22 protein-coding genes and 1 pseudogene are annotated in these 23376 nt (G+C 41.9%); 14 read left to right on the top strand and 9 right to left on the bottom strand.

From position 1 onward, the window contains the following. Positions 1 to 663: Rpn family recombination-promoting nuclease/putative transposase (locus tag D3222_RS12065; RefSeq protein ID WP_118986386.1), on the top strand; the 663-nt coding region annotated here is incomplete at its 5' end. 443 nt (positions 664 to 1106) lie between these two features. Next, positions 1107 to 1313 (top strand): annotated as a pseudogene (locus D3222_RS26975) (IS982 family transposase); the annotation flags it as partial. A gap of 86 nt (positions 1314 to 1399) precedes the next feature. Here D3222_RS26975 and lsrK read toward each other — a convergent pair. Together lsrK and lsrR are read right to left on the bottom strand one after the other, a co-directional pair. After that, positions 1400 to 2992 (bottom strand): autoinducer-2 kinase, encoded by a 1593-nt coding sequence (gene lsrK, locus D3222_RS12055; RefSeq protein WP_118986382.1) that lies wholly within the window; start codon positions 2990 to 2992, stop codon positions 1400 to 1402. 89 nt (positions 2993 to 3081) lie between these two features. Further along, complete coding sequence (gene lsrR / locus D3222_RS12050; RefSeq protein WP_198672793.1) at positions 3082 to 4083, bottom strand: transcriptional regulator LsrR; 1002 nt, start codon at positions 4081 to 4083, stop codon at positions 3082 to 3084. Positions 4084 to 4314: 231 nt separating this feature from the next. Between lsrR and lsrA the strand changes: the two genes are divergently transcribed. From lsrA to lsrG, 6 genes are all read left to right on the top strand, one after another. Further along, positions 4315 to 5850 carry an autoinducer 2 ABC transporter ATP-binding protein LsrA gene (gene lsrA / locus D3222_RS12045; protein WP_118986380.1) on the top strand — a complete coding sequence of 512 codons (1536 nt, stop codon included), beginning with the start codon at positions 4315 to 4317 and terminating at the stop codon, positions 5848 to 5850. Continuing rightward, on the top strand, positions 5844 to 6845 hold the full coding sequence (lsrC, locus tag D3222_RS12040) for an autoinducer 2 ABC transporter permease LsrC (RefSeq protein WP_118986379.1): 1002 nt from the start codon (positions 5844 to 5846) through the stop codon (positions 6843 to 6845). The genes lsrA and lsrC overlap by 7 nt, the downstream gene beginning before the upstream one ends. Then, complete coding sequence (lsrD, locus tag D3222_RS12035; protein ID WP_304598671.1) at positions 6842 to 7846, top strand: autoinducer 2 ABC transporter permease LsrD; 1005 nt, start codon at positions 6842 to 6844, stop codon at positions 7844 to 7846. Before lsrC ends, lsrD begins: the two co-directional genes overlap by 4 nt. Positions 7847 to 7907: 61 nt before the next feature. Continuing rightward, on the top strand, positions 7908 to 8927 hold the full coding sequence (gene lsrB, locus D3222_RS12030; RefSeq protein ID WP_118986377.1) for an autoinducer 2 ABC transporter substrate-binding protein LsrB: 1020 nt from the start codon (positions 7908 to 7910) through the stop codon (positions 8925 to 8927). A 68-nt stretch (positions 8928 to 8995) separates the two neighbouring features. Then, on the top strand, positions 8996 to 9871 hold the full coding sequence (gene lsrF, locus D3222_RS12025; protein WP_118986376.1) for a 3-hydroxy-5-phosphonooxypentane-2,4-dione thiolase: 876 nt from the start codon (positions 8996 to 8998) through the stop codon (positions 9869 to 9871). 11 nt (positions 9872 to 9882) lie between these two features. Next, positions 9883 to 10182, top strand: a complete 300-nt coding sequence (gene lsrG, locus D3222_RS12020; RefSeq protein WP_118986375.1) for a (4S)-4-hydroxy-5-phosphonooxypentane-2,3-dione isomerase — start codon at positions 9883 to 9885, stop codon at positions 10180 to 10182. A 284-nt stretch (positions 10183 to 10466) separates the two neighbouring features. Here lsrG and D3222_RS12015 read toward each other — a convergent pair whose 3' ends face one another. The 4 genes from D3222_RS12015 to D3222_RS12000 all read right to left on the bottom strand — a co-directional run bounded on the left by D3222_RS12015 (position 10467) and on the right by D3222_RS12000 (position 12393). Further along, entirely contained in the window at positions 10467 to 11135 is a 669-nt protein-coding gene (locus D3222_RS12015; RefSeq protein WP_118986374.1) for an RES family NAD+ phosphorylase, read from the bottom strand. After that, positions 11128 to 11334: a hypothetical protein gene (locus tag D3222_RS12010; RefSeq protein WP_118986373.1), complete on the bottom strand. Its 207-nt coding sequence runs from the start codon at positions 11332 to 11334 to the stop codon at positions 11128 to 11130. Before D3222_RS12010 ends, D3222_RS12015 begins: the two co-directional genes overlap by 8 nt. A 164-nt stretch (positions 11335 to 11498) precedes the next feature. Beyond that, positions 11499 to 11936 (bottom strand): hypothetical protein, encoded by a 438-nt coding sequence (locus D3222_RS12005; RefSeq protein ID WP_118986372.1) that lies wholly within the window; start codon positions 11934 to 11936, stop codon positions 11499 to 11501. 142 nt (positions 11937 to 12078) lie between these two features. Continuing rightward, complete coding sequence (locus D3222_RS12000) at positions 12079 to 12393, bottom strand: antitoxin of toxin-antitoxin stability system (RefSeq protein ID WP_118986371.1); 315 nt, start codon at positions 12391 to 12393, stop codon at positions 12079 to 12081. Positions 12394 to 12498: 105 nt separating this feature from the next. Here D3222_RS12000 and D3222_RS11995 point away from each other — a divergent pair, with 105 nt between their 5' ends. Further along, positions 12499 to 12960, top strand: a complete 462-nt coding sequence (locus tag D3222_RS11995; RefSeq protein WP_118986370.1) for an Hcp family type VI secretion system effector — start codon at positions 12499 to 12501, stop codon at positions 12958 to 12960. Between the two features lie 1032 nt (positions 12961 to 13992). After that, positions 13993 to 14862: an AraC family transcriptional regulator gene (locus D3222_RS11990; RefSeq protein WP_118986369.1), complete on the top strand. Its 870-nt coding sequence runs from the start codon at positions 13993 to 13995 to the stop codon at positions 14860 to 14862. Between the two features lie 120 nt (positions 14863 to 14982). Here the strand turns inward: D3222_RS11990 and yfcD are convergent, their stop codons facing one another. Both yfcD and D3222_RS11980 read right to left on the bottom strand, forming a co-directional pair. Then, positions 14983 to 15549 carry an NUDIX hydrolase YfcD gene (gene yfcD, locus D3222_RS11985; protein WP_118986368.1) on the bottom strand — a complete coding sequence of 189 codons (567 nt, stop codon included), beginning with the start codon at positions 15547 to 15549 and terminating at the stop codon, positions 14983 to 14985. A 346-nt stretch (positions 15550 to 15895) separates the two neighbouring features. Beyond that, positions 15896 to 17773, bottom strand: coding sequence for a lipase family protein (locus tag D3222_RS11980; protein WP_118986367.1), 1878 nt, complete (start codon positions 17771 to 17773; stop codon positions 15896 to 15898). Between the two features lie 1084 nt (positions 17774 to 18857). Between D3222_RS11980 and D3222_RS11975 the strand changes: the two genes are divergently transcribed. The 4 genes from D3222_RS11975 (at position 18858) to D3222_RS11960 (ending at position 22799) form a co-directional block, all read left to right on the top strand. After that, complete coding sequence (locus D3222_RS11975; RefSeq protein WP_118986366.1) at positions 18858 to 19268, top strand: type III secretion system chaperone; 411 nt, start codon at positions 18858 to 18860, stop codon at positions 19266 to 19268. Between the two features lie 56 nt (positions 19269 to 19324). Beyond that, a complete protein-coding gene (locus tag D3222_RS11970) occupies positions 19325 to 20908 on the top strand; it encodes a type III effector (RefSeq protein ID WP_118986365.1) in 1584 nt (527 codons plus the stop codon). A 222-nt stretch (positions 20909 to 21130) separates the two neighbouring features. Then, the gene (gene yfcG / locus D3222_RS11965) at positions 21131 to 21751 is read left to right on the top strand and encodes a GSH-dependent disulfide bond oxidoreductase (protein WP_118986364.1); all 621 of its coding nucleotides are present in this window, start codon (positions 21131 to 21133) and stop codon (positions 21749 to 21751) included. A 133-nt stretch (positions 21752 to 21884) separates the two neighbouring features. Continuing rightward, a complete protein-coding gene (locus tag D3222_RS11960; RefSeq protein WP_118986363.1) occupies positions 21885 to 22799 on the top strand; it encodes a TIGR01777 family oxidoreductase in 915 nt (304 codons plus the stop codon). On the opposite strand, the gene D3222_RS11955 is transcribed toward D3222_RS11960, so the two are convergent. Then, the gene (locus D3222_RS11955; protein ID WP_118986362.1) at positions 22780 to 23364 is read right to left on the bottom strand and encodes a UbiX family flavin prenyltransferase; all 585 of its coding nucleotides are present in this window, start codon (positions 23362 to 23364) and stop codon (positions 22780 to 22782) included. The two genes, D3222_RS11960 and D3222_RS11955, sit on opposite strands and share 20 nt — an antisense overlap. Positions 23365 to 23376 lie beyond the last annotated feature (12 nt).

Below are 23376 nucleotides of genomic sequence, written 5' to 3'. Positions count from 1 at the left end.
CCATATCCGTACTCCATGAGCTGGTTGCAGGAGTTTGATGATCCTGAGCTGGCCGGCGAACTCTACAGTAAAGATTTCCCGTTGGTGGATATCACCGTCATTGCCGATGACGAAATCATGAAACACCGACGAATGGCCGTGCTTGAGCTGCTGCAAAAACATATTCGGCAGCGCGACCTGGCTGATTTGCTTGAGCAATTGGTCACATTATTGCTTGAAGGACACACCACTCAGGAACAGCTGGTTTCTGTGATAAACTATATGTTGCAGGCGGGAGAATCCCACGACCCGACTGCTTTGTTGAATACTCTGGCATTACGCATGCCACAGCATGAGGAAGCTCTGATGACTATCGCTGAAAAACTTCGCCTTGAAGGCGAACAACGCGGGATTCAGAAAGGTATACAGCTGGGTGAACAGAGAGGTATACAGCTGGGTGAACAGAGAGGTATACAGCTGGGTGAACAGAGAGGTATACAGCTGGGTGAACAGAGAGGTATACAGCTGGGTGAACAGAGAGGTATACAGCTGGGTGAACAAAAAGGCCGTAAAGAGGAAGCAATTAAGATTGCCCGCACTATGTTGGCTAATGGTCTTGATCGCACGACCGTTATGAAAATGACCGGCCTTTCCGAAGACGAACTGGCGCAAATTCGCCACTAATTCTGGCACTAATAAGCATCCCATTAAGGGCGTTGGCTATATAATCATAATACGAGATCCCAACATCGGGATCTCAGGAATTACTAAGCAATTGTCTCAATTGCTCTTTTATGATTTTTCCACTTGCATTTCTAGGTAAGGTTAAAAAAGTATATCCCTAATAGATTTCGAGTTGCAGCGAGGCGGCAAGTGAACGAATCCCCAGGAGCATAGATAACGATGTGACTGGGGTGAGTAAAAGTAGCCAACAAAGCAGCAGCTTGAAAGATGAAGGGTATATCCCTTAGGACGCTTATACTGTGCTATTACCGTACAAATATGATCGGCGGATTCGACTAATAAGCTACCTAATAAACCTGAGATTTGCTTAAGAAGGGAACTAAGTGCCTGAGGCACGATCAAAGTTTTTGTCAAAGAAAACAAAATCGTGGATATCCTCAGGCATGTCTAATTTAGAAGAACTTTACTGCGGCGTCGATGACTTTTGCCAACAATTTATTCCTCTCTGGCATCAACAGTTAATTGAAAATGGCTTGCTCAAACGTCGCCGCGACGCTTCCCTTTCTCTCGGTGAAGTGATGACGATACTCATTTTATTCCACATGAGCCATTATCGTGATTTTAAAACGTTTTATATTCAGCATGTTAAACCTTGTGCGATGAACTATTTGGTGCACAAGCCGTATATCAGCGCAAGCACACCCAACAAATCATCGGCAAACCAAATGGTTGTAAGTTATAATCCCGGCGCCTTCCACAATGACGTTGTTAAACCATTATCAACCAGCGTTAATTGATCGGCATATATTGCCTGCCAGTTCTGTTTAGCCTTTTGATACACGTCATAATGTTCAGGATTTGGCTGATATTCATGTTGCCAACGCACCAGTTTTTCCCCTGTAGCCCCCATGGCATCATAAAGCCCAACCCCCACTCCAGCAGCAATTGCACACCCTAAAGCCGTCGATTCTTTCACCATTGGCACCCGAACCGGCAACCCGGTCACATCAGATAAAATCTGGCTCCATAATTTTCCTTTTGAACCACCACCAGCGAATACCAGTGAATCCGGTTTCACTGCCGAAAAGGCAGAAATCAGATCCAGATTACAAGCCGAGACTATCGCTGCGTTCTCTTCCAACGCACGGAAGAGGGTCGCTTTATTGCATTTCTCAGGATCAATGGAAAGGTTAATAAAGGAAGGGGCTGCATGATACCAGGCTTTAAATCGCATCACATCAGAGAAAATTGGCATGATACCGTAAGCGCCGGCCGGGACTCTGGCCGCCATATCTTCCAGTAAACTATAAGTATCAACGCCAAGACGCTCCGCCAACAGCTTTTCTTCCGCGCAAAATGCATCCCTAAACCAACGCATGGTTAAGCCAGTAAAGAAGCTAATGGATTCCGCCTGAACCATACCAGGAATAACATGAGGATTTATCCGTGTATTCATATTTGGGTCAGTGACTGGCGCCGGCAAATTGACAACCTGCTGCCAGAAAGTACCACCAATCACGGCGGTTTGTGCTGGCTTGACAACCCCTAAACCAAGGCAACCAAGTTGTACATCACCACCGCCCATAATAACCGGCGTGCCAACATTCAGCCCACATTGAGCAGCCGCTTTCTCCGTGACGTAACCTAACAAAGTGCCAGTCTCTTTTACCGGCGAGAGAATATCAGAACGCAATCCTGCCATTTCAAGCAAATCAGGACGCCAGTCACGGCTCACCAGATCCAGCATACCTGTCGTACCGGCATTGGAGGGATCGACAGCCAATTCACCACTGAGCATATTTGCCAGCCAGTCGCTGATCATGGTCAAAGCGGCTGCCTGACGATAAATATCCGGGCGATGATGAGCCAACCATAACAGACGAGGCATTGCACCTAATGCTAATGTTTGCCCTGAACACTGATACACATCATATTCAAAAGTGTTGTCATACAGCACCTTCAATTCACTGACTTCATGGCTGGAACGCGCATCCACATTAGCACAAGCCCAAATCGGCTCACCATTGCGGTTATAAAGCACAATGCCTTCCCGCATGGAACAAGACGCCACCCCCTGAATAGCACTGGCGGGCAATTGCGCGGTTTTCAGCGCCTGGCGAATACATTGGCAAGCAAGTTGCCAATTCGTCGCTAAATCAAACTCCATTGAACCCGGGACATCAGGTACAGGCTGATGTATCCATTCAGCCTGCCCTGCGGCGATCTGATTCCCTTCAAGATCAAATATCACTGCACGAACACTCCCGGTTCCTGCATCAAGCGCCATCAGATATTTTCCCGATGGATTAGCACTACGGCGTTGATTCATGATGCTATCCTCAGTTTAATCACTTTTTGAACTTATAGCCTTACCTCAAATTGTTTCTGCTTATTCCACGGATAGAGTAAATACAGGGTTCAGCGCAGCAAATTCAGCATTGCTTTGGCAGTCTGTTCTTCCGTCACCAGTCCATTGATATATTGACCATTCAGCGCGGCAATAATGGCTTCCGCTTTCTCTTCCCCGCCCGCAACGCCAATAACGGTTGGGATGGTTTTCAGCTCTGGCATGGAGATACCAATCAGTTCCTGATGAATCTGTATATCTTCCACCAGCTCACCATCAGCGCACATAAAATAGCCAAGAATATCGCCCACAGCGCCTTTCCGACCAAACATGAGCTGTTCGCCACCACTGATATAACCAGAACGCATGATTGTCGCCTGCTGTTTCTGATTAACCGCACCAATACCAACGATAGCAATATCAGCCGCACAAGCCGCTAGCAAAACATCACGGACACTGCTCTCCTGACGGAATGTTTCAGCAACTTGAGCCGTGGAAGCACGTAATGGGGCGGGGATAATACTGATTGAACAAGCTGCATCCAGTTGGCCAATACCGGTCATATAAGGACCGACACCACCGGATAATGTGACTAACCTAATTTGTTGTGATGAGATAAAACCACTTAAATGTTGCAGTGTGCACATGGTGGTTTCACCAAATCCCACTGCCAATAATTGCTGCGGTTCAATCAATGCCATCAGCAAATGTGCCGCACCAACCCCCAATCTGGCATTAAGATTCATATTCGCCAGTGCAGGCAAAACGCGCACCTGTTTCAAAGAGAAATGTTTTTGCAGGGTATCTTCCAGCGCCAAACACCCCTCATAACGAGAGTTAATTTGTACCCGAATGACACCTGATTGCCGCCCTTTCTCCAGTAATCTGGAGACTTTTAACCGGCTCAAACCAAGCAAATCGCCGATGTCACCTTGTGTCAGGCCATCGTGATAATAAAACCATGCAATACGCGCAAGCAGCTCTTCTTCACTCATGCTATTACCCGGATAGGCGTCCTCGGACGATACATTTTTCTCTTTAGTTGATTTTTCTTTCACTGATTTTATCGACATAACCACTTTCTTTTATCCGCACTCAACAGATAACCATTAAAACGTATAACACGCCAGAGTCTTACCGCAAAAATTTGAACACAATTCAATGAATATAAAAATTTTTCACAAAACGTGATCTAAATATTGCCAATGTCACAATTTAACAGCTACCATGTTGAACAATTGTTTTTTAAATACATAAATGTTCATTTTGTTTGCCTCCGCACCTGCATGTAAGAGGATGCCGCGATGTTACATAACAACACCGCAGTACCACCACTATTAGAAGTCAGTGGCATCAGTAAGCAATTTTCCGGCGTAATGGTACTGAAACATATTGATTTTACTCTGTTTCCAGGGCAGATACATGCTCTGTTAGGGGGTAATGGCGCAGGCAAATCAACACTTATGAAGATTATTGCCGGTATAGAACAACCGGATAAAGGCACGCTCAAGATTAGCGATAATCATGTTAGCCATCTTAATCCCACTAAAGCCCATCAACTCGGTATTTATCTGATACCACAAGAACCATTACTATTCCCGAATTTGTCTGTACAGGAAAACATCCTGTTTCGTTTGCCAAAGCATCAGGTAGATAGGTCAAGAATGAAACAGCTACTGGCATTACTTGGCTGTCAATTGGATCTATATGTTAGTGCTAGCAGCCTTAATGTTGCCGATCAGCAACTGGTAGAAATTATGCGTGGCCTGATGCGTAATTCGAAAATCTTAATCCTTGATGAACCTACCGCCTCCCTGACACCCGCAGAAACCGAACGCTTATTTGCCCAGCTCCGTGAGTTACAACAGCAAGGTGTCGGCATCATTTTTATTTCTCACAAAATCCCTGAAATTTACCAACTAGCGGATCAGGTCAGTGTTATGCGTGACGGCAGTATTGCTTTAAGCGGCAAAATCCGCGATTACACAACGGATGACATTATTCAGGCCATTACACCGGCTGCGAAAAATCAGCCATTAAATGGCACCCCAAAATTGGGCTTGGATCTCAGCAATAACCCGCATCAGACAGAATCAGATCGACCAATACTGACAGTCACCAAACTGAGTGGCGAGGGTTTCAGCAATATCACATTCTCAGTGAAACCTGGTGAAATTCTTGGCTTGGCCGGGGTTGTTGGTGCAGGCCGCACAGAACTGGCTGAAACACTTTATGGCCTGCGCCCTACGATATCCGGCGAAATCAAGTTAAAACAACATATTGTTAATGGGCTAAAAACTGCTCAACGTCTGGCACAGGGTTTGGTTTATTTGCCGGAAGATCGGCAGTCATCAGGGTTATTTCTGGATTCATCACTCGGCTGGAATATCTGCTCACTAACCCACAACCGCAATACATTCTGGATACGCCCTGCCTATGACACAGCGGTACTTGAGCACTATTGCCAAATCCTGAATATCAAATTCAGCCATATCAACCAACCGATCAAAACACTGTCCGGCGGTAATCAACAAAAAATTCTGATTGCTAAATGCCTGGAAGCTCACCCCGCAGTCCTTATTATTGATGAACCTACACGTGGTGTGGATGTCGCGGCACGCAATGATATTTACCAACTGATTCGTCATATCGCCCAGCAGCAAGTGGCCATTATTTTTATTTCATCCGATCTGGATGAAGTGGTTCAAATAGCTGATCGGGTATTAGTCATGCATCAGGGAGAAATCAATGGCGAGTTAACTAAGCAACAGATGGATGTTGACACCATTATGCATATCGCCTTCGGCGAACATAAACCACAACAGGCGGCGTCATGTTGAAACTTATCCAGAATAACCGCGAAATTACCGCATTGATTGCTATTCTCTGCCTGTTTGGCTTACTCAGTGTGATCGACCATCAGTACTTTAGCTTACAAACTGTCACCCTAGTTTTCAGCAGTGCGCAGATCCTTATCTTGCTTGCAATGGGGGCAGCACTGGTCATGCTAACTCGCAATATCGATGTTTCTGTCGGCTCCATTGCCGGCTTATGCGCAGTCATTATGGGAATGTCACTGAATGCCAGCTTGAGCCTGCCCGTTTCCTGCCTGTTAACTCTTCTGCTCGGCATGTGTGCCGGATTCTTCAATGGTGCACTGGTCACTTGGTTGAAAATTCCCGCGATTGTTACCACCCTCGGCACGTTGGGGCTTTACCGTGGACTGATGTTATTGCTTACTGACGGTAAATGGATTGAAGGCTTACCATACGAATTAAAGCGCCTTTCCTCACCTTTATGGTTGAATATCTCACCTATCGGCTGGCTGTTAATGATCCTGATATTAGCAATGGCGTGGATACTCGCAAAAACCACTTTTGGCCGGAGCTTTTACGCCACGGGAGACAATCTGCAAGGCGCTCGTCAACTGGGCGTCCGTACAGATAGCATTCAAATTATCGCCTTCTCCGTGAATGGTGTCATGGCAGCGCTGGCCGGAATTGTTTTTGCTTCCCAGATTGGTTTTATCCCAAATCAGACCGGCAGTGGGCTGGAAATGAGAGCTATCGCAGCTTGCGTGCTAGGCGGTATCAGTCTGCTTGGCGGCACCGGTACAGTGATCGGCGCTATTTTAGGCGCATTTTTCCTGACGCAGATAAACAGCGGATTAGTACTGCTAAAACTCCCTGCTTGGTGGAACGATTTTATTGCCGGATTTGTTCTGCTGGCGGTATTGATTTTTGATGGACGCCTTCGTTGGGCCATCGAAAAAAATATCCGCCAACAAAAATATGCCCGTTTCCTCAAAAATGACAAAAGTAATCAGGTGACATAATGAATATCGGTCAACGTTATGGCTGGGAATTCGCCTTAGCCACATTACTGATTATTGAAATTCTACTGTTTGGCATAGCAAACTCGCGCATGCTGGATATCAATATATTGTTGCTCAGTACCAGTGATTTTATCTGTATCGGGATTGTGGCCTTGCCACTGACTATGGTTATTGTGAGTGGTGGTATTGATATTTCATTCGGCTCAACCATTGGTCTGTGTGCAATATCGCTCGGAGTGATGAATCAGGCCGGTATGCCAATGGCCGCCGCTATTCCTTTGACGCTATTGGTCGGTGCAATATGTGGAATAATCAATGCAGCACTCATTTTATATACCGGCATTAATCCATTGGTTATCACACTCGGTACCCTATATCTGTTCGGTGGCAGTGCCCTGCTGCTTTCCGGCATCTCCGGTGCAACCGGTTACGAAGGTATTGGTGGTTTTCCACAAACATTGACTGATTTTGCTAATTTAACTTTGTTTGGCCTACCTATGCCATTGATGCTATTTCTACTCTGTGTCCTTATTTGCTGGCTGTTCATGCATCGTACACACAGTGGGCGCAATATTTTTCTGATTGGGCAAAGCAGTAAAGTTGCCCGTTACGCGGCAATTCCCGTTGCCCGAACCCTGTATCTTCTCTATACCCTGACCGGCATAGCTTCTGCTATCGCGGCCATTGTATTAGTTTCCTATTTTGGATCAGCGCGCTCTGACCTCGGCACATCATTTCTGATGCCAGCAATCACTGCGGTAGTCTTGGGGGGAGCCAATATTTACGGTGGTTCAGGTTCAATTATCGGCACAGCGCTGGCTATATTATTAATTGGTTATTTACAACAGGGGTTACAGATGGCTGGCGTCCCCAATCAGGTATCCAGTGCCCTTGCCGGTGCCCTGTTGATTATTGCCGTAGTAGGACGTTCCATCAGCCTGCACCACCACCAAATCCGTGACTGGATACAGCGATGGCGAAATCAGAGATTGTCTTCATAAACCTATAGAATGAATTTTATGACATTACAGTCCCTCTGAAACCCAACAAATGGAGAGAGTAATGAAAACATTAATCCTGAAAAAACTGGCTCTAATCAGCCTATTAAGTCTGGCTTGCGCCTCTTGGGTACACGCCGCCGAAAGAATCGCTTTCATCCCTAAACTGGTCGGTGTCGGCTTTTTTACCAGTGGCGGCCAAGGTGCGGTAGCCGCCGGGAAAGCCTTGGGTGTCAATGTGACCTATGATGGACCAACAGAACCCAGTGTTGCCGGGCAAGTTCAGCTTATCAACAGCTTTGTGAACCAAGGCTATAACGCTATTGTGGTCTCTGCGGTTTCACCGGATGGTCTATGCCCTGCGTTGAAACGGGCCATGCAACGGGGAGTGAAAATCCTGACTTGGGATTCAGACACTTCGCCGGAATGCCGTTCAATTTATATTAACCAAGGAACGCCAAAACAACTGGGCGGAATGCTGGTGGATATGGCCGCTAATCAGGTGCAAAAAGAGCAAGCCAAGGTCGCGTTTTTCTACTCCAGCCCAACGGTCACTGACCAAAACCAATGGGTAAAAGAAGCTAAAGATAAAATTGCCGCAGAACATCCAGGTTGGGAAATTGTTACCACCCAGTTTGGTTATAACGATGCAACCAAATCCTTACAAACCGCAGAAGGGATTTTAAAAGCCTGGAGTGATTTGGATGCAATTATTGCCCCGGATGCCAACGCCCTGCCAGCTGCGGCACAAGCAGCAGAAAATTTGAAACGACAAGATGTTGCGATTGTAGGTTTCAGCACCCCCAATGTCATGCGCCCTTATGTTGAACGCGGAACCGTCAAGCAATTCGGGCTCTGGGATGTCGTCAACCAAGGCAAAATATCAATTCATGTCGCCAATGAATTACTCAAGAAAGGTGATTTAAATGTCGGCGATAAACTAGATATTCCCGATATTGGCATTGTTGAAGTTGTACCAAACCGCGTTCAGGGTTACCGCTATGAAGCCAAAGGAAACGGCATTGTTGTTTTGCCTGAACGGGTCATTTTCACCAAAGACAATATCAATCAATACGATTTCTAATACTACGGTTCAGCAATCTCTGCCATGCAGGGTTGCTGGCCCAATGTAAGTGAGTTAGGAGAAGAAAAATGGCAGATTTAGATGATATTAAAGATGGTAAAGATTTTGGTATTGATATCCCGCAGCAGAATAGTCTGTTTGAACTGAAAGGCTGCGGCGCACTGGATTGGGGAATGCAATCACGACTTTCGCGCATTTTTAATCCCAAAACCAATCGAACAGTTATGTTAGCTTTCGACCACGGTTATTTTCAGGGGCCAACAACCGGGCTTGAGCGCATCGATATCAATATTGCTCCGCTATTTCCCCATACCGATGTCTTAATGTGTACCCGCGGTATTCTGCGTAGTCAGGTTCCACCCGCGACCAACAAACCCGTGGTCTTACGTGCTTCCGGCGCCAACTCGATTCTGACGGAATTGTCCAATGAAGCGGTTGCGGTTGCCATGGAAGATGCTTTACGCCTGAATGTCTGTGCAGTAGCCGCTCAGGTCTATATCGGCTCTGAATATGAACATCAGTCAATTAAAAATATTATCAAATTAGTCGATCAGGGAATGCGTTACGGCATGCCAACGATGGCAGTCACCGGCGTTGGTAAAGATATGGTGCGGGATCAACGCTATTTTTCCCTGGCGACGCGCATTGCGGCCGAAATGGGCGCGCAAATCATTAAAACTTACTATGTCGATACAGGCTTTGAGCGTATTGCCAGTGGATGTCCAGTTCCTATTGTGATTGCTGGTGGTAAAAAGTTACCAGAAAAAGAGGCTCTGGAGATGTGTTATCAGGCAATTGATCAAGGGGCTGCCGGTGTTGATATGGGACGTAATATTTTCCAATCCGAAGCACCGGTTGCCATGTTAAAAGCCGTTCAAGCCGTCGTACACCAGAATGAAAGTGCCAGCAAAGCTTACGAGTTATTTTTAAGTGAAAAACAATAAGGAGAACCGAGATGAACGTCACTTTGGTTGAAATTAATGTAAAGCAGGACAAATTAGACGAGTTTATTGAAGTTTTTCGCCTTAATCATCTGGGATCAATTAAAGAAGAAGGAAATTTACGTTTTGATGTATTACGGGACGAAAATATTCCTACCCGTTTTTATATTTATGAGGCATATGTTGATGAAAAAGCCGCTGCCGCACACAAGCAAACCCCTCATTATCTAAAATGTGTTGAACAGCTTGAATTCCTGATATCTGGACCAAGGAAGAAAACCTCTTTTATCGGTTTAATGCCGGAAATAAAATAAATAAGATGCTTCAATGTAACGATAAAATACAACATCGTTTAAATAATTAAATTACCCGGGACAGAATACCCTGCCCGGGGATTTTGTCCCCGTATCACTCTTAATATCTCATAACTAAAAGCAACATTGCTTCCATTGGGTATATCAGTAAAATCAACAAACAATAATTCCCAACAGAATACCCAAAGGCTTTATCACTAATAAACCGCCTATATATCAGATAGTTTTATTCAATATGAGAAGATGACTGAAACCTAACATTTAGCACTGATACAACGAGTTGACTAATCATCAGGATCACCACCACCTATACTCATTGGTACCATACCGAGATCATCAATAATAGTTTCAATGTTTTCCATAGCAGTTTCTGATTCAGAAACAGATTTTGACTCGACAATAATGGATAAGCTATTTTTGTTTACACGATCCTCGAACAACATGATGGCCATTCCATCATTCTGCTTAGAAGACCACTGTAAACCCTGAGCCTCTAAGTGTTGGTTATGGATTTTAGCTGCTAACCGTTGCGTAAAAGGGTATTTATCTGCTGTTGAATCAATCACCTGTGATTTGGTAACTCCCCATCGTCTTAATGTTCTGGCATTTAATTCAACTAACACTACATCTGTGACTGGTTCAATAACTGAGTATACTTTTTGATTAAAGCTCCCATAATCAAATGGCAGCTCCTCAGAAGGAGATCCAACATCGTGAAAAAGTGTTTCCAACGCAACCGTGCTAAAATCTTCTGCACCATACAATGTTCCCGTCGCTTTTATCGGATTAAACCGCCCTGAACCATAACCAGGATTAAATTGAATAGCAGAAAATGTCTCATGGTGAAGACGATAAATAGGCTTTTCTGCTTTCCAGATATAATAATTACTTATATTCAGTCTTTCTGGGAACTCTGAATCTCCTTGCAATTCCTGGTCTTTTTTCTTAACCATGAACACCCCTTTCCAGTTCTTCCCTAGCGGCAATAAGTACTTGCTCTGGCATTGTTCTCAAGACTTCTTTGGGTTTTTTATTACCTAACCAACTATTATTCGAACCAAACCAAACAGCCAATCCCCAAGAGGTCTTTCTATCACCAAATAACGTAATTATTTTCTTAACAATATCAAGAGGCTTAAAATCTTCATTCAAAGCATATTGAGGAAAATAATCTTTACCATCAATCGTAATCGCAAAAATCTTATTACTGTTTTTCCATCTGTTTGGCCCTGTGCTCTTATTACTGGATTTAAACCCGTACCCCTCAGAAACAGCTACTGAGGTTAACCAGATTGAATCTGATAGGATTGACTCTTTTAAAGCCTTTCGACGTACAGAGAAGCGAGCATCACGATCTTGCTATGTTCAGATGATAGTTTCCTGACAGAATTATCTACCTTCATCTTATTGAACTCTTTCTTTTTGGGTTGAATCTCAGGTTTTGCTTTCTGCCTCACTTTCTTACTGGTCTTAAGTACAGAGGGAACATCATCTGTTTTTGAACTAACAAAGCATAATGTTGGATGAGCATCATTATCACAAATAGCAATAGAGTTCACCGTTGCAACTGCGGCGTTTACTGCAACATATAAGGCTTTACAGTATTCAGTAGTACTAGCTATGTTACGATCCAGTTTAATAACTAAATATTCAGCATCTTTATCAATTTTACGATCAATGAGCTCAGATCCACTCAGAGTTTCGATTTCCACTGATTTCTTCACCTTAGCGGATGAATGCATTCTAGTTGTCATGGTATACCTTCTCATAACAGCATATGGATATATTCAATATATAGGATATATAATGTCTAGTCACCATAGCGCCAATAATAAATATTATTGTTACGTTGTACCTCCTTGTACTGACAAAATTTTTATTCAACGGAGGAATATTTTACGGCCATTCTTCGTAGTCTCCAGTGGAGCCATGTTTGAATTTCGTTGCCATCTTAGTAACAACCTGATTCATATCCAAATCTTCACCAGTAAAATTAGCTGGAATGTTTTTTAACTCAGTTGTCCCACGTTGAGCAAACTCAACAAAATTAATAATCTCTTCATACATATGTGCAGGCACAGCATAGAATTGGATCTGATTGTTTGATGAGACAGCAATAGCATCCCCTTGGGCTTCCGCTAAAGCCGCGCCAGGATTGGATCTGAACTTGCTTATGGGTATAGTGTAACCACACATAACCTTCTGTAACATATAAAATACCTCCATTTCACATAGTCACATACATACCCGTTATCTTTCAAGTTGCCTCTTTGTTAGCTGCACTCACTCACCCCGGTCACTAGGAGTAAATATATTTTGGCTGACTTAATTTATTTGACGATAAAAGGGAAAAATCAGGGATTAATTTCCGCAGGTTGTTCATCAATTGACTCGATTGGTAATAAATACCAAATTAATCATCAAGATGAAATTCTGGTTTACAGTTTAAGCCACTCAATGTTACGTAAGAAAAACATTAAACATCAACCGGTGATAATTACAAAACCCGTTGATAAATCAACGCCTTTATTAGGTGTTGCGATTTCTAACAATGAATTAATGGATTGTTTTATTGACCATTATCGGACAAGTTTAAATGGAGGATTAGAATTACACTTTAATTTAAAGCTAATCGGATCTCAAATATTGGAATACAGTGTACTCCATCCCAACTCTTTAGAACATAATGACCAGCAACCTCAAGAAACCTTATCGTTAATATATAAAAGCATAACGTGTAACCATATTATAGCAGGGACTGTCGGTTATAGTATATAGGAAGATACAGTATATTAACACCCAATGAAATATCACCTCCCAAATGAGAGTCATTTAAGGTTTACCCATAGTAAGAAGACAAGAATATACAACTAAAAAAAACAAAGCACCATAACTAATTGAATCATAATCGTAAATACTAAAATAATGTGGACATATATATGTCAAAACACCTCCATTTAATAAAATATTATATTGAATGAAAGTAAAAATAGAAAGAGAAACAGTAAAAAAACTGCTTAAATATAAATTTTTACGTGCCCCCTCAGCTTAAAAAGCATAATAAATACTAAAATAGAAATTACGCAATAAATATAACCATTCCATGATCCTGTCCAAAATAACGCTGTAAGCCCTTAACCTTAAAATGCCGATTCTAAATTCCAATGGATAACCGTTATATAAAAAGGCCCTCATCCACTGCTGAATCAAATAGCTATGATTTAGTCCCACATTATCCTAATTCCTAACAATACCTATTGAGGCACTTCAATATCGAGAAATGCTTTTATCATAGCGGATACCAAGATTATCTGGGCCATACAATATCTTTCACTACTTCTATCAAACCAAATCCATTAAATCATAATAATAGAATAATAGAATAATAGAATAATAGAATAATAGAATAATAGAATAATAGAATAATAGAATAATAGAATAATAGAATAATAGAATAATAAATAGTTTTTCCCCAATATTTCTTAAACACTACCTATTATTAAAACCTAAATTTTTTAAACGCCATCTATTATTCAAGCCTAACAATCATATCCCCGTAGAATTCTTCATCCCTAAAGAATCCGGTTGTTCTTATTAAAAAGATCAAGAGGTTTAAAATCTTCATGCTCTTTTTACTATCTAATGTACTTTAAATGCATCGCCCTGCTATGTACTATTATTTTCTTCCTTACACGATTAGAATTTCATTTAAAATAACGTTTCCTACATCGGTTTAACGCAAAAGTCAGCAATATCAGTCAGGCAATGTTCCTTATGTTCAGGCATAGTGCTCTCTAATTGGAGAATGCAATGCACAATGATAAAACTGACGCCTACGTCAAACGGTTCAATCAGGTATTTAATTATATTGAGCGCCATTTGGGCGAGCCACTTACATTGGAACAACTGAGTGAAGTAGCGAATTTTTCGCGTTATCACTTTCACAGACAGTTTGCCAATTACTGCGGCATACCTGTAGGACGCTATATCCAACTAATGCGATTAAAGCGGGCTTCTTACCGTCTGGCATTCAATCCGTTAGAAAAAATCATCGATATTGCGTTGGACGCAGGTTTCCAAAACCCAGAATCGTTCAGCCGGGCCTTTAAACAGTCATTTGGTCTAACACCAAGCCAATTCCGTAAACAACCGGCTTGGATAAATTGGTACCAGCGTATTCCTGAACAGAAACATATAAGGACACAAACTATGAATGTGAAAATTGTTAATTTTCCAGAAACACTCGTTGCTATATTGGCTCATCATGGTCAACCTGAATTGGTCAATGCAACCGCCGCACGTTTTATCGAATGGCGCAAAACCACAGGACTGTCGCCGGTTATCAGCAGCCAAACCTATGGTATCGCTCCACACGATCCGGCAACGACAAAAGGAGAAGATTTCCATTTTGATATTTGCGGCTCAGTAGAGGCGCCAATCCAAGAGGATAATCTATTTGAAGTGACTAACAGCATCATACCTAGTGGGCGTTGTGCCGTAGCTCGCCATTATGGTTCACATGATTCTTTATCGGAGAGTGCGCGATATTTGTATCGCGACTGGCTACCTGCCAGCGGGGAAGAACTGCGCGATTTCCCACTGTACTTTCACTACCTTAACTTTGTGAATGAAGTTGCGACACACGAATTACTGACGGATATTTATTTACCGCTTAAATAGAATAGTACTTGTACCACTATACGCATATTTTACGACACTTTAATTGGAGGATGGCACCAGCCATCCTCCAGCACTTTATCAATCAGAACGTATAACCTCATTAATTTTTACTCTGATGAATTAAATAATTCTTTTTGGACTATTCTCATTTTTTTTATAAACAATAATTTCATCAAAATCGTTATTACGTGTCAGCCACAGAGAAAGTGCTTTCAACGAATCAGGAGTAAATTCATCACAGCGAGCGGTTATCTCCTCCGGTGTCAACCAGCATACATCATCAATTTCCGCTTCCTGTAAAGCAAATGGACCGTGACTGATACAACTGAATAATGCGCCACAAATACGGCAATTCTCTGCCTCGTAATAAAAACTACCATGTTCTGCAAAAGGCACACCGGCAATACCTAACTCTTCTTCTGCTTCGCGCCGGGCAGAATCCAGCATATTTTCACCCGTCAACACCACACCACCCGCAGTCGCGTCCAGTTTTCCCGGATAAAAATCTTTAGTTATTGTACGATGTTGAACCAAAATCTTTCCCATGCCGTTATGAACGACAATATAAGTCGCACGGTGTCGTAAACGTTGGGCGCGCATTTGCCGACGCGTAGCCTGAGCAATGACTTCATTATTTTCATTAACGATATCGATCCACTCAACACTCACTATATTCTCTTGTTCCATCTTCAAAAAACCTTTTTTATTAGCAAAAATTAGCAAATCCACAAAATGTTTATTCTACTCAAAACAACCAAATCGATAGAGGCTCTACGAAGTTATTCGTTTCGGACAGCTCATGCAACCTTTTCACTAAACTCGAAATAAAAACTGTAGTCTGATAAGATTTTTACTGGTAATGATAACAGGGTTGATAGCTTCATCTTATCAACCCTGAAAATTAGAAAAGAGAATCTCAATCATCGTCCGCCCATATGCCTCATTATGGCGGCATTATTTTCTAGCAATCTATTGTTTGGTTATAAATACCAATTCACTCATCTTAATATTTAATTTACTCACCTTTATTTCATCATAACTCTTTCTCAATCCGCGTAGCAATATTGGTATAACGTATTAAAGCCAAAGTACCCCGTTTATCTTGCAAAGTATCAATAAGTGCTAGCTCTAATTGGTTATCCATATTCAAAAACAGTGTATTACGTTGCCGAATATCAGGAACAATATCACTCCTTTCATTCATTGTATTTTCAAATAATTGCTTCTGATCTTGATAAAAATAATATTTTTCTGGCACAAACAACTCTGCAATTCGATCGCCAATGTAATGAATATATTTAAGCATACGATGATCAGGTACCCCTAAGGAATATTTCAAAGTCGGGTTTGCATTACGTGGAAACCACTTATTCTTATCAGCGTCGCTTATTTGTTTAAAAAATTCTTTCTGAATCTCCAATGCCACCTTCATATTATCTTTCGTTTCATGATTCAATGATGGAATCAAATACAATTTTGCCATGACAGGTAATATTTCTGTAAGCCATATAAAATCGTTTGAATCACTCTTTTTTAACGTTTCAATAATGAGATCAGCTTTATAAAAGTGAACTATTTCCCCATGATGTAAGAAAACTTCCTGACCTTTCGTTAAACCTAACAATTCAATGGTACTAAATAGATAACCCAAAGGCCCCCAATAATTATAAAGCCAGTTATCCAAGTCTTTTTCCGGAGGCATAGAAGGAACCAGATCATTTTCATTCACATGACGGTAATGCGTAATCTCTTCTAATTCTTGTACCGCACTACGGGTTAATGTCCGAGGCATTCCATAACTATATAAACAAGGATGATATTCTTTTAGTTGGGCACTATGTAATAACCCTAAAGCGCCCCCCAAACTGTGCCCACAAATAAATAAATCTCGGTTTTTAGCTAACTCAATAACGTTATCAAACACATTTTGATCAGAATCGGGAACTTTTAACTGACCAATAAGATTAAATGCTTCCCAAAAACCCCGATGAACCTTACCATTATTAATAAAACCACTGCATACACCGTCTGGCTCACAACCCAATTTCAATGGTTGATACATAATATCAGTGAGGGCATCATTGACGCTCGCCGTTCCCCGCCAGCTAATAATAATTTCCTGTTGATTAGCGACATAAAATAACTCCGTATCTCCTATTCCACTTTCACCCGCTTTTGAATCAATAAATACAACATCAGTGTAACGTTCACGAAATGGCACATCATAAACAATGGGAGCACGCGCTATTTTTTCCACCTTACTGGGCAATTGAGATATATCCAGCATTTGTCGGTTAAAAAAATGAGTAATAGAACCAGCCATATCGACATTATCATCAAAATATGACAGCAATCCCATTAATGCCAAATTATAAGCATTCACCAAGGAATAATCTTTCTGATGATGTAACAATAATATCCACGCACGAAACGGACACACTTCCAAAATATATCGGCAGTTTGTTGAGAGAACACGAAAACCTTTCGGTACAGGGTCTGGAAAATGATAACGTGGTGGTTTCTCTTCTATCCATTTATCAATTACAGGTAAGCCATCACTTATCTGTCCAATCGTCACATAACGGTGTTGATGACCTTCCGTTTCTGCTTTTGGTTTGACAACTGATGCCCTAATACTGCGTTTTTCCCGTAATGGACGCTGTTCCATTTCATCAGCTAATGGTTGTGCACTGATATATAACGTTACCGCATCAGGTGACAAGTTTTCTTCCCTAAGCAACCCTTGATTATTAGTCACACCTTTGCGCTCATCTCGCAACCTTCCGCTGCTTATCAGACGATAAGGCATATTCACTAATGGATTATCTTGTTCATCAACTAATTGAAACTCCACCCAATTTTCTGTAATTTTTTGGCTATCAATAGAGCCGCCTAGGCATAATTCGCTCATAATTGTTATTTTCCTTTTTTTATTCTGGAATATTAATTCGATGCTTAGCGCCAATCCCAATAGGCGTAATTGTTGCAGGCAGTTTGAACACGGACAGCGCGGAAAAACCGGAGCGTACACGTAGTACGTGAGGATTTTGAGCACTGCCTAGGTTCAAAATGGCAAATAAAATAGCCTTATTGGGATAGGCCGTTATTATCAGGTCGATACACTAATAATAGTGGGAGAGAAAATTCATTCACTCAAGTCTGTAATTACAATAAAATTCAACAAATGCAAAATGAATATAATTATGAAAAGCATAAGGTAAAAAATGGCAGCCAAATAACAATGCAGACCATTGATTTATTTAATCTTACAAACTCCAGATCCACAAAAAATAAAAACCTAAACTTACTCACTCGACACTTAATTATCATTACTACAAAATAAAAAAAATAATAATTTGATTTACATGAGAAAAGCATTATCCTTACTAACTATCATGATTAATCATTAAATTTTATTTTTAATGAATCAAATAATAAAAACATCCCATCTATGCCAAACCAAAATAACAACAAAAGATCAAGTGATAATATACCGACACCTTATTATTGATATAAATATTATTTAAAGAATAAAAAAATATGCAAACTATTTTACCGGTCATATTAGGTGTCGTAACTTTAAATAATCCAGATAAAATCTAGGTATGTCAAAGTAATAACAATGCCTTAAACGCTTCCATTTTCTTGCCATAGTCATCACACAATATAGTCATCACACAATATAGTCATCACACAATATAGTCATCACGCAATATGTTCGGCCTATCTCCTCAGTCTACAAAATACTCGAAAATCATCGCCGAACTCAGTATTGAGATTGGCTATGTCACCTTATCCCGCTAGGTTTAGCGCCAGATTCTTCATAAAAAACCAACCGTCACCATATGTTGACGATATTACTTCGTTACCACAAAGAACCTATTTATCTGATTAATTCTTACAATATCCTTGTCTGTTTTTGATAGACGATCCTACGCTCCGACCACATAATTTAGAAGATATTTTACTGTTAATTTTCTTGATGAGATTTATTTATGTCCAGATTAGAAAAACTATGCGCAGATTTTGCCACTCAAACCAACATTATGTTGAATCTTTCCACCGGCGCGGTGCAATTGAACATTGGTGATCATGGCCCCTGGTGGTTAGAAGTAGATTCAACAGGATCGATGCTGACTTTTCATCATACAGTAGCTTCGTTTGTTAATAGTGATGCGGAATTTTGGCTCTCATTAAACAGTAATATAAATATACTTGGAGGAGCATGGCTTGCATTACATCAGCCAACGCAAACTATTCGTCTCTGTTTATTACAAGATATAGAACGAATCGATGCTACTGACTTGGCTAATATTCTGGGGAACCTGCAAAAAATAAGAGCTGAACTTCCTTTTCCAGAAACTAAACCCACCACTTCAGCTTCAACCCACGATATTCTAGTTTGATCTGTTTTCTCATGCCAAAAGGTTCACAGCAAAAAATAAAATAATGGAGAAAAAATATGCCGGATTTTTCAATACAGAGAGCTAACACCAGAATCGATATTCATCAAACTGAATTGCATCAACCAACTGCAACAGATAAAACTAGCCATTGCTGCGAGCCATTATTAAATAATACCATTGATAATCCACTGACAGCACCGACCTCGGTTATCACACGATGGAATGAAAAATCCGTCGTGACCAATCAACAAATTGAAGCTAATATCTCTCGTTTAGCCAGCGAAAGCACCGCTGCCCACAAAACGGTTGATTCTCTCTTATCTAACTTGGTAAAACTTTTCGTTCGGGCGGAGGGTAATGAATTAACCGCAGTCACTAAAATGCTTCATGCCTATACCGGAGATAACGCAATCACTAAAATGACTGATGGCAGTATTATCAAAGAGAAACCCGATTTTAGTATTGTCGGTCAGCTTAGCGCAGGTGGATTTACTCGAATCATTAGCGAAGCACGGCAGAATGGTGTGAGATCTGATAGGGCGGATACAGAACCGCTAACATTGAGGGAGAAGGCCACTGCTTATTATGATCTCACCAACTCAGCTTATTTCCGGGATACTCTGGAGAAAATTTATTCATCACCTGAATTGAAATCAGAATTCAAAGACATAATTGATATTGGTTACTTGGAAAGTAAAAAATTTGCAACTGCCCGCGGTTCCACTAAGGAAAAACCCTTACCTGATCAGTTGAAACTCTACACGTTTAAAAATGAAAATAAATTTAATGCCTCTGAAAATCCCGAATTATATCAGGTGACTAAACAGGTAAAAGGGCAAGAAGTTATCAGTAACCCTGCTCTGGCTGGCAATAGCCTTACAGCGGTTCAGGGTGATTTCAGAGAAACAGCCCTTGATAAAAATAAAGATGGCGTCTGGTCAACCGCCGCTTCACTTGAGGCCAATGATCGTCTGACCAGCCGGGAGTTAACGTTTGCCAGTTTAAATCCCCGCAACCGGCTGGACAGAACTGACTATCAATTTGGTCGGTCAGAACCTGTCAAAGCACATCAAGAACTAGCTAAGGAAAACATTATCGTACAACGTGGTAACGGTTTTTCTGTTTGGAATGTGAAAGAAAATACAGGATTTTCCAAGGATGCAGCTTTACACAATTTGCCAACTGTCGCTGCACCTTCCGGCACCACGGACCGTTTTATTACCGCAGCCAGATTGTTAGGTGCGGGCTTGAAAAATGATCTTGCTTTAGGTACGCCTACTCACGGCGAATCAACAGATCAGTCAATTCAGCGTGGGGAGCGGGAAATGAAAGAGCTCACTCGATGGCTGGCAACAGGTTATCTGGTGGATGATAATCATCATTCTATGATTGAAGTTAATTTAGGTGCGGCTAACCACGGTTTAACACCTCAGTGGGGATTGAATCTCTATACCGAACCTTTCTCTTCTCCTATACATGCCAAAGGATTTAGCGTATCCAGCCAGGAAATATTGGCACAATTAGAAGTGGAAGGCCGTGATGATGTCCACACAGATTACTCTACTTTCAAGAAAGATCTGTACGGTGGAAGCCGGGCAACAGTTAACGCTGATGGCAGCATAAAAACAAGCTCCAGATAAGTACCCTTTTCACTAGAAGAAAATCTGATCAATTTCTTTTATCAATAGATCTTCCTGTCGTACTGCTCAGGAAGATCATTACTCAGGCTCTGTTGCGTTAACAAACCAACACCGCCACAATAATGCAGGGCGGTTAATATAGCCGAGGGTATCAACATACCTTACACGCTGCAAAAATTAATGATAATGTGTGATGCAATTACATGTTCCACTGGAGGTTCCATGATCGATCTGTATTATGCTCCAACGCCAAACGGCCACAAAATCACACTTTTCCTTGAAGAAGCCACTCTTCCCTATAATATTCACCGAATTGATATTAGCGCAGGGGATCAATTCAAACCTGAATTTCTTGCCATTTCGCCCAATAATAAGATTCCCGCTATTGTTGATCAGCAACCAATCGATGGGGGCAAACCTATCGCTATTTTCGAATCTGGTGCCATTCTTACTTATCTGGCAGAAAAAACGGGCAAGTTACTCAGCAAAGATATGCGTGAGCGTGTTCAAAGCCTGCAATGGCTGTTTTGGCAGGTTGGTGGCTTTGGCCCAATGCTGGGACAAAATCACCATTTTAATCATTTCGCGCCAGAAAAAGTTCCTTATGCGATTAATCGTTATCAGGAAGAGACAAAGCGCTTGTACCAAGTTCTGAATACTCAACTGGAAAAAACACCCTATCTGGGTGGTCAAGAATACAGTATTGCTGATATCTCAACTTACCCGTGGGTTCGTGCCTATGAACGTCAGAATATTGATCTGAGCGATTATCCGGCAGTGAAAAAATGGTTCGATACTATCAGTCAGCGCCCCGCCACTCAAATTGCCTATAGCAAAGCCTAATATCTGTCTGCGGGGTAACTATTTCCCCGCAAAACTTGATCAAGCTGACAGATAGCGATACCTTTAACCACCAGCCCTTATATCTCTGCAATATGCTATATTTATATCAACAACTTAGGTTATAGGAGTGGTCATGCGTATTTTAATCACTGGGGGAACAGGCTTGATTGGTAGCCGTCTGGTTTGCCAACTTCTTTCCCTATCCCATTCCATTACTATTCTGAGCCGCTCACCTCAAAAAGTTTATTCTCTATTCAGCAAACAGGCTGAATGCTGGACCAGCCTGAAAGATAAAACCGATCTCAACGATTTTGATGCCGTAATCAATCTTGCGGGCGAACCCATAGCAAACAAACCGTGGACTTCAACGCAAAAAGAGAAGTTGTGCCAAAGTCGCTGGACATTGACAGAGCAACTCAGCAAGCTCATTAATGCCAGTCAGACACCACCAGAAGTCTTTATTTCCGGCTCTGCGGTAGGCTATTACGGGGATCAGAATCAGACAGTCGTTACAGAGCATGAACCACCCCATGATGAATTTACTCATCAGCTCTGTAAGCAATGGGAACAACTTGCATTACAAGCAGCCAGTGATAAAACCCGTGTTTGTCTTTTACGTACTGGTGTTGTACTGGCAAAAAACGGCGGAGCACTGAAAAAAATGCTCCCCCTGTTCCGTCTTGGGCTTGGTGGCCCTATGGGGAGCGGAAAACAGTATCTGCCCTGGATTCATATTGATGATATGGTGAATGGCATCTATTACCTATTAATGACGCCTGACTTGAGTGGTCCTTTTAATATGACCGCCCCTTATCCAGTACATAATGATCAATTTGCCGCGACATTGGGAGAAGTATTGCACCGCCCTACCATGATTCGAACACCTGCTTTTGTGCTGAAATTACTGATGGGAGAAGCTGCGGCACTGGTACTGGGCGGACAACAGGCAATACCGCATAACTTGGAACAAGCAGGTTTTGGCTTCCGCCATTTTCAACTAAAAGAAGCGATTGAAGATCTATTAGACACTAAATCTCAACGCTTTTAGCCCCTTGCCAGCGGGTAAATAGATCATGAGGTAGCTCGATATCAAACTGATCGAGCACTCGGTTAACCGTCTGGTCAATAATATCCAGAATCTGTTGAGGCTGATGATAAAATGCAGGCACAGGCGGCATAATCACCGCGCCAATTTCTGCCGCCTGAGTCATCAACCTGAGATGCCCCAAATGCAACGGCGTTTCTCTCACCCCAAGCACTAGTTTACGACTTTCTTTCAATATGACATCTGCTGCTCTGGTCACTAATCCATCAGTATAACTGTGGACAATACCTGAAAGGGTTTTCATTGAGCATGGCAGAATTACCATGCCCGAAGTTTTGAATGAACCCGAAGAGATGGCAGCAGCGATATCTCTGTTGTCATACACAACATCAGCCAGCGCCTGCACATCCCGTAAACTATAATCTGTTTCAAGTGCCAGTGTCTGCCGAGCGGAATGACTGATGACCAGATGTGTTTCTACCTCTTCAACTGGTTGTAAAACTTGCAGTAGCCTCACGCCATAAATAGCCCCGCTTGCTCCTGTAAGTCCTACTATCAATCTTTTCATTTTTCCCTCACG

Origin of the sequence: Photorhabdus sp. CRCIA-P01 (genome assembly GCF_003545805.1) — a bacterium.
Lineage (GTDB): Bacteria > Pseudomonadota > Gammaproteobacteria > Enterobacterales > Enterobacteriaceae > Photorhabdus > Photorhabdus antumapuensis.
Note: the sequence above shows the minus strand (reverse complement) of the source record. Positions and strands in the feature narration are given on the sequence as shown.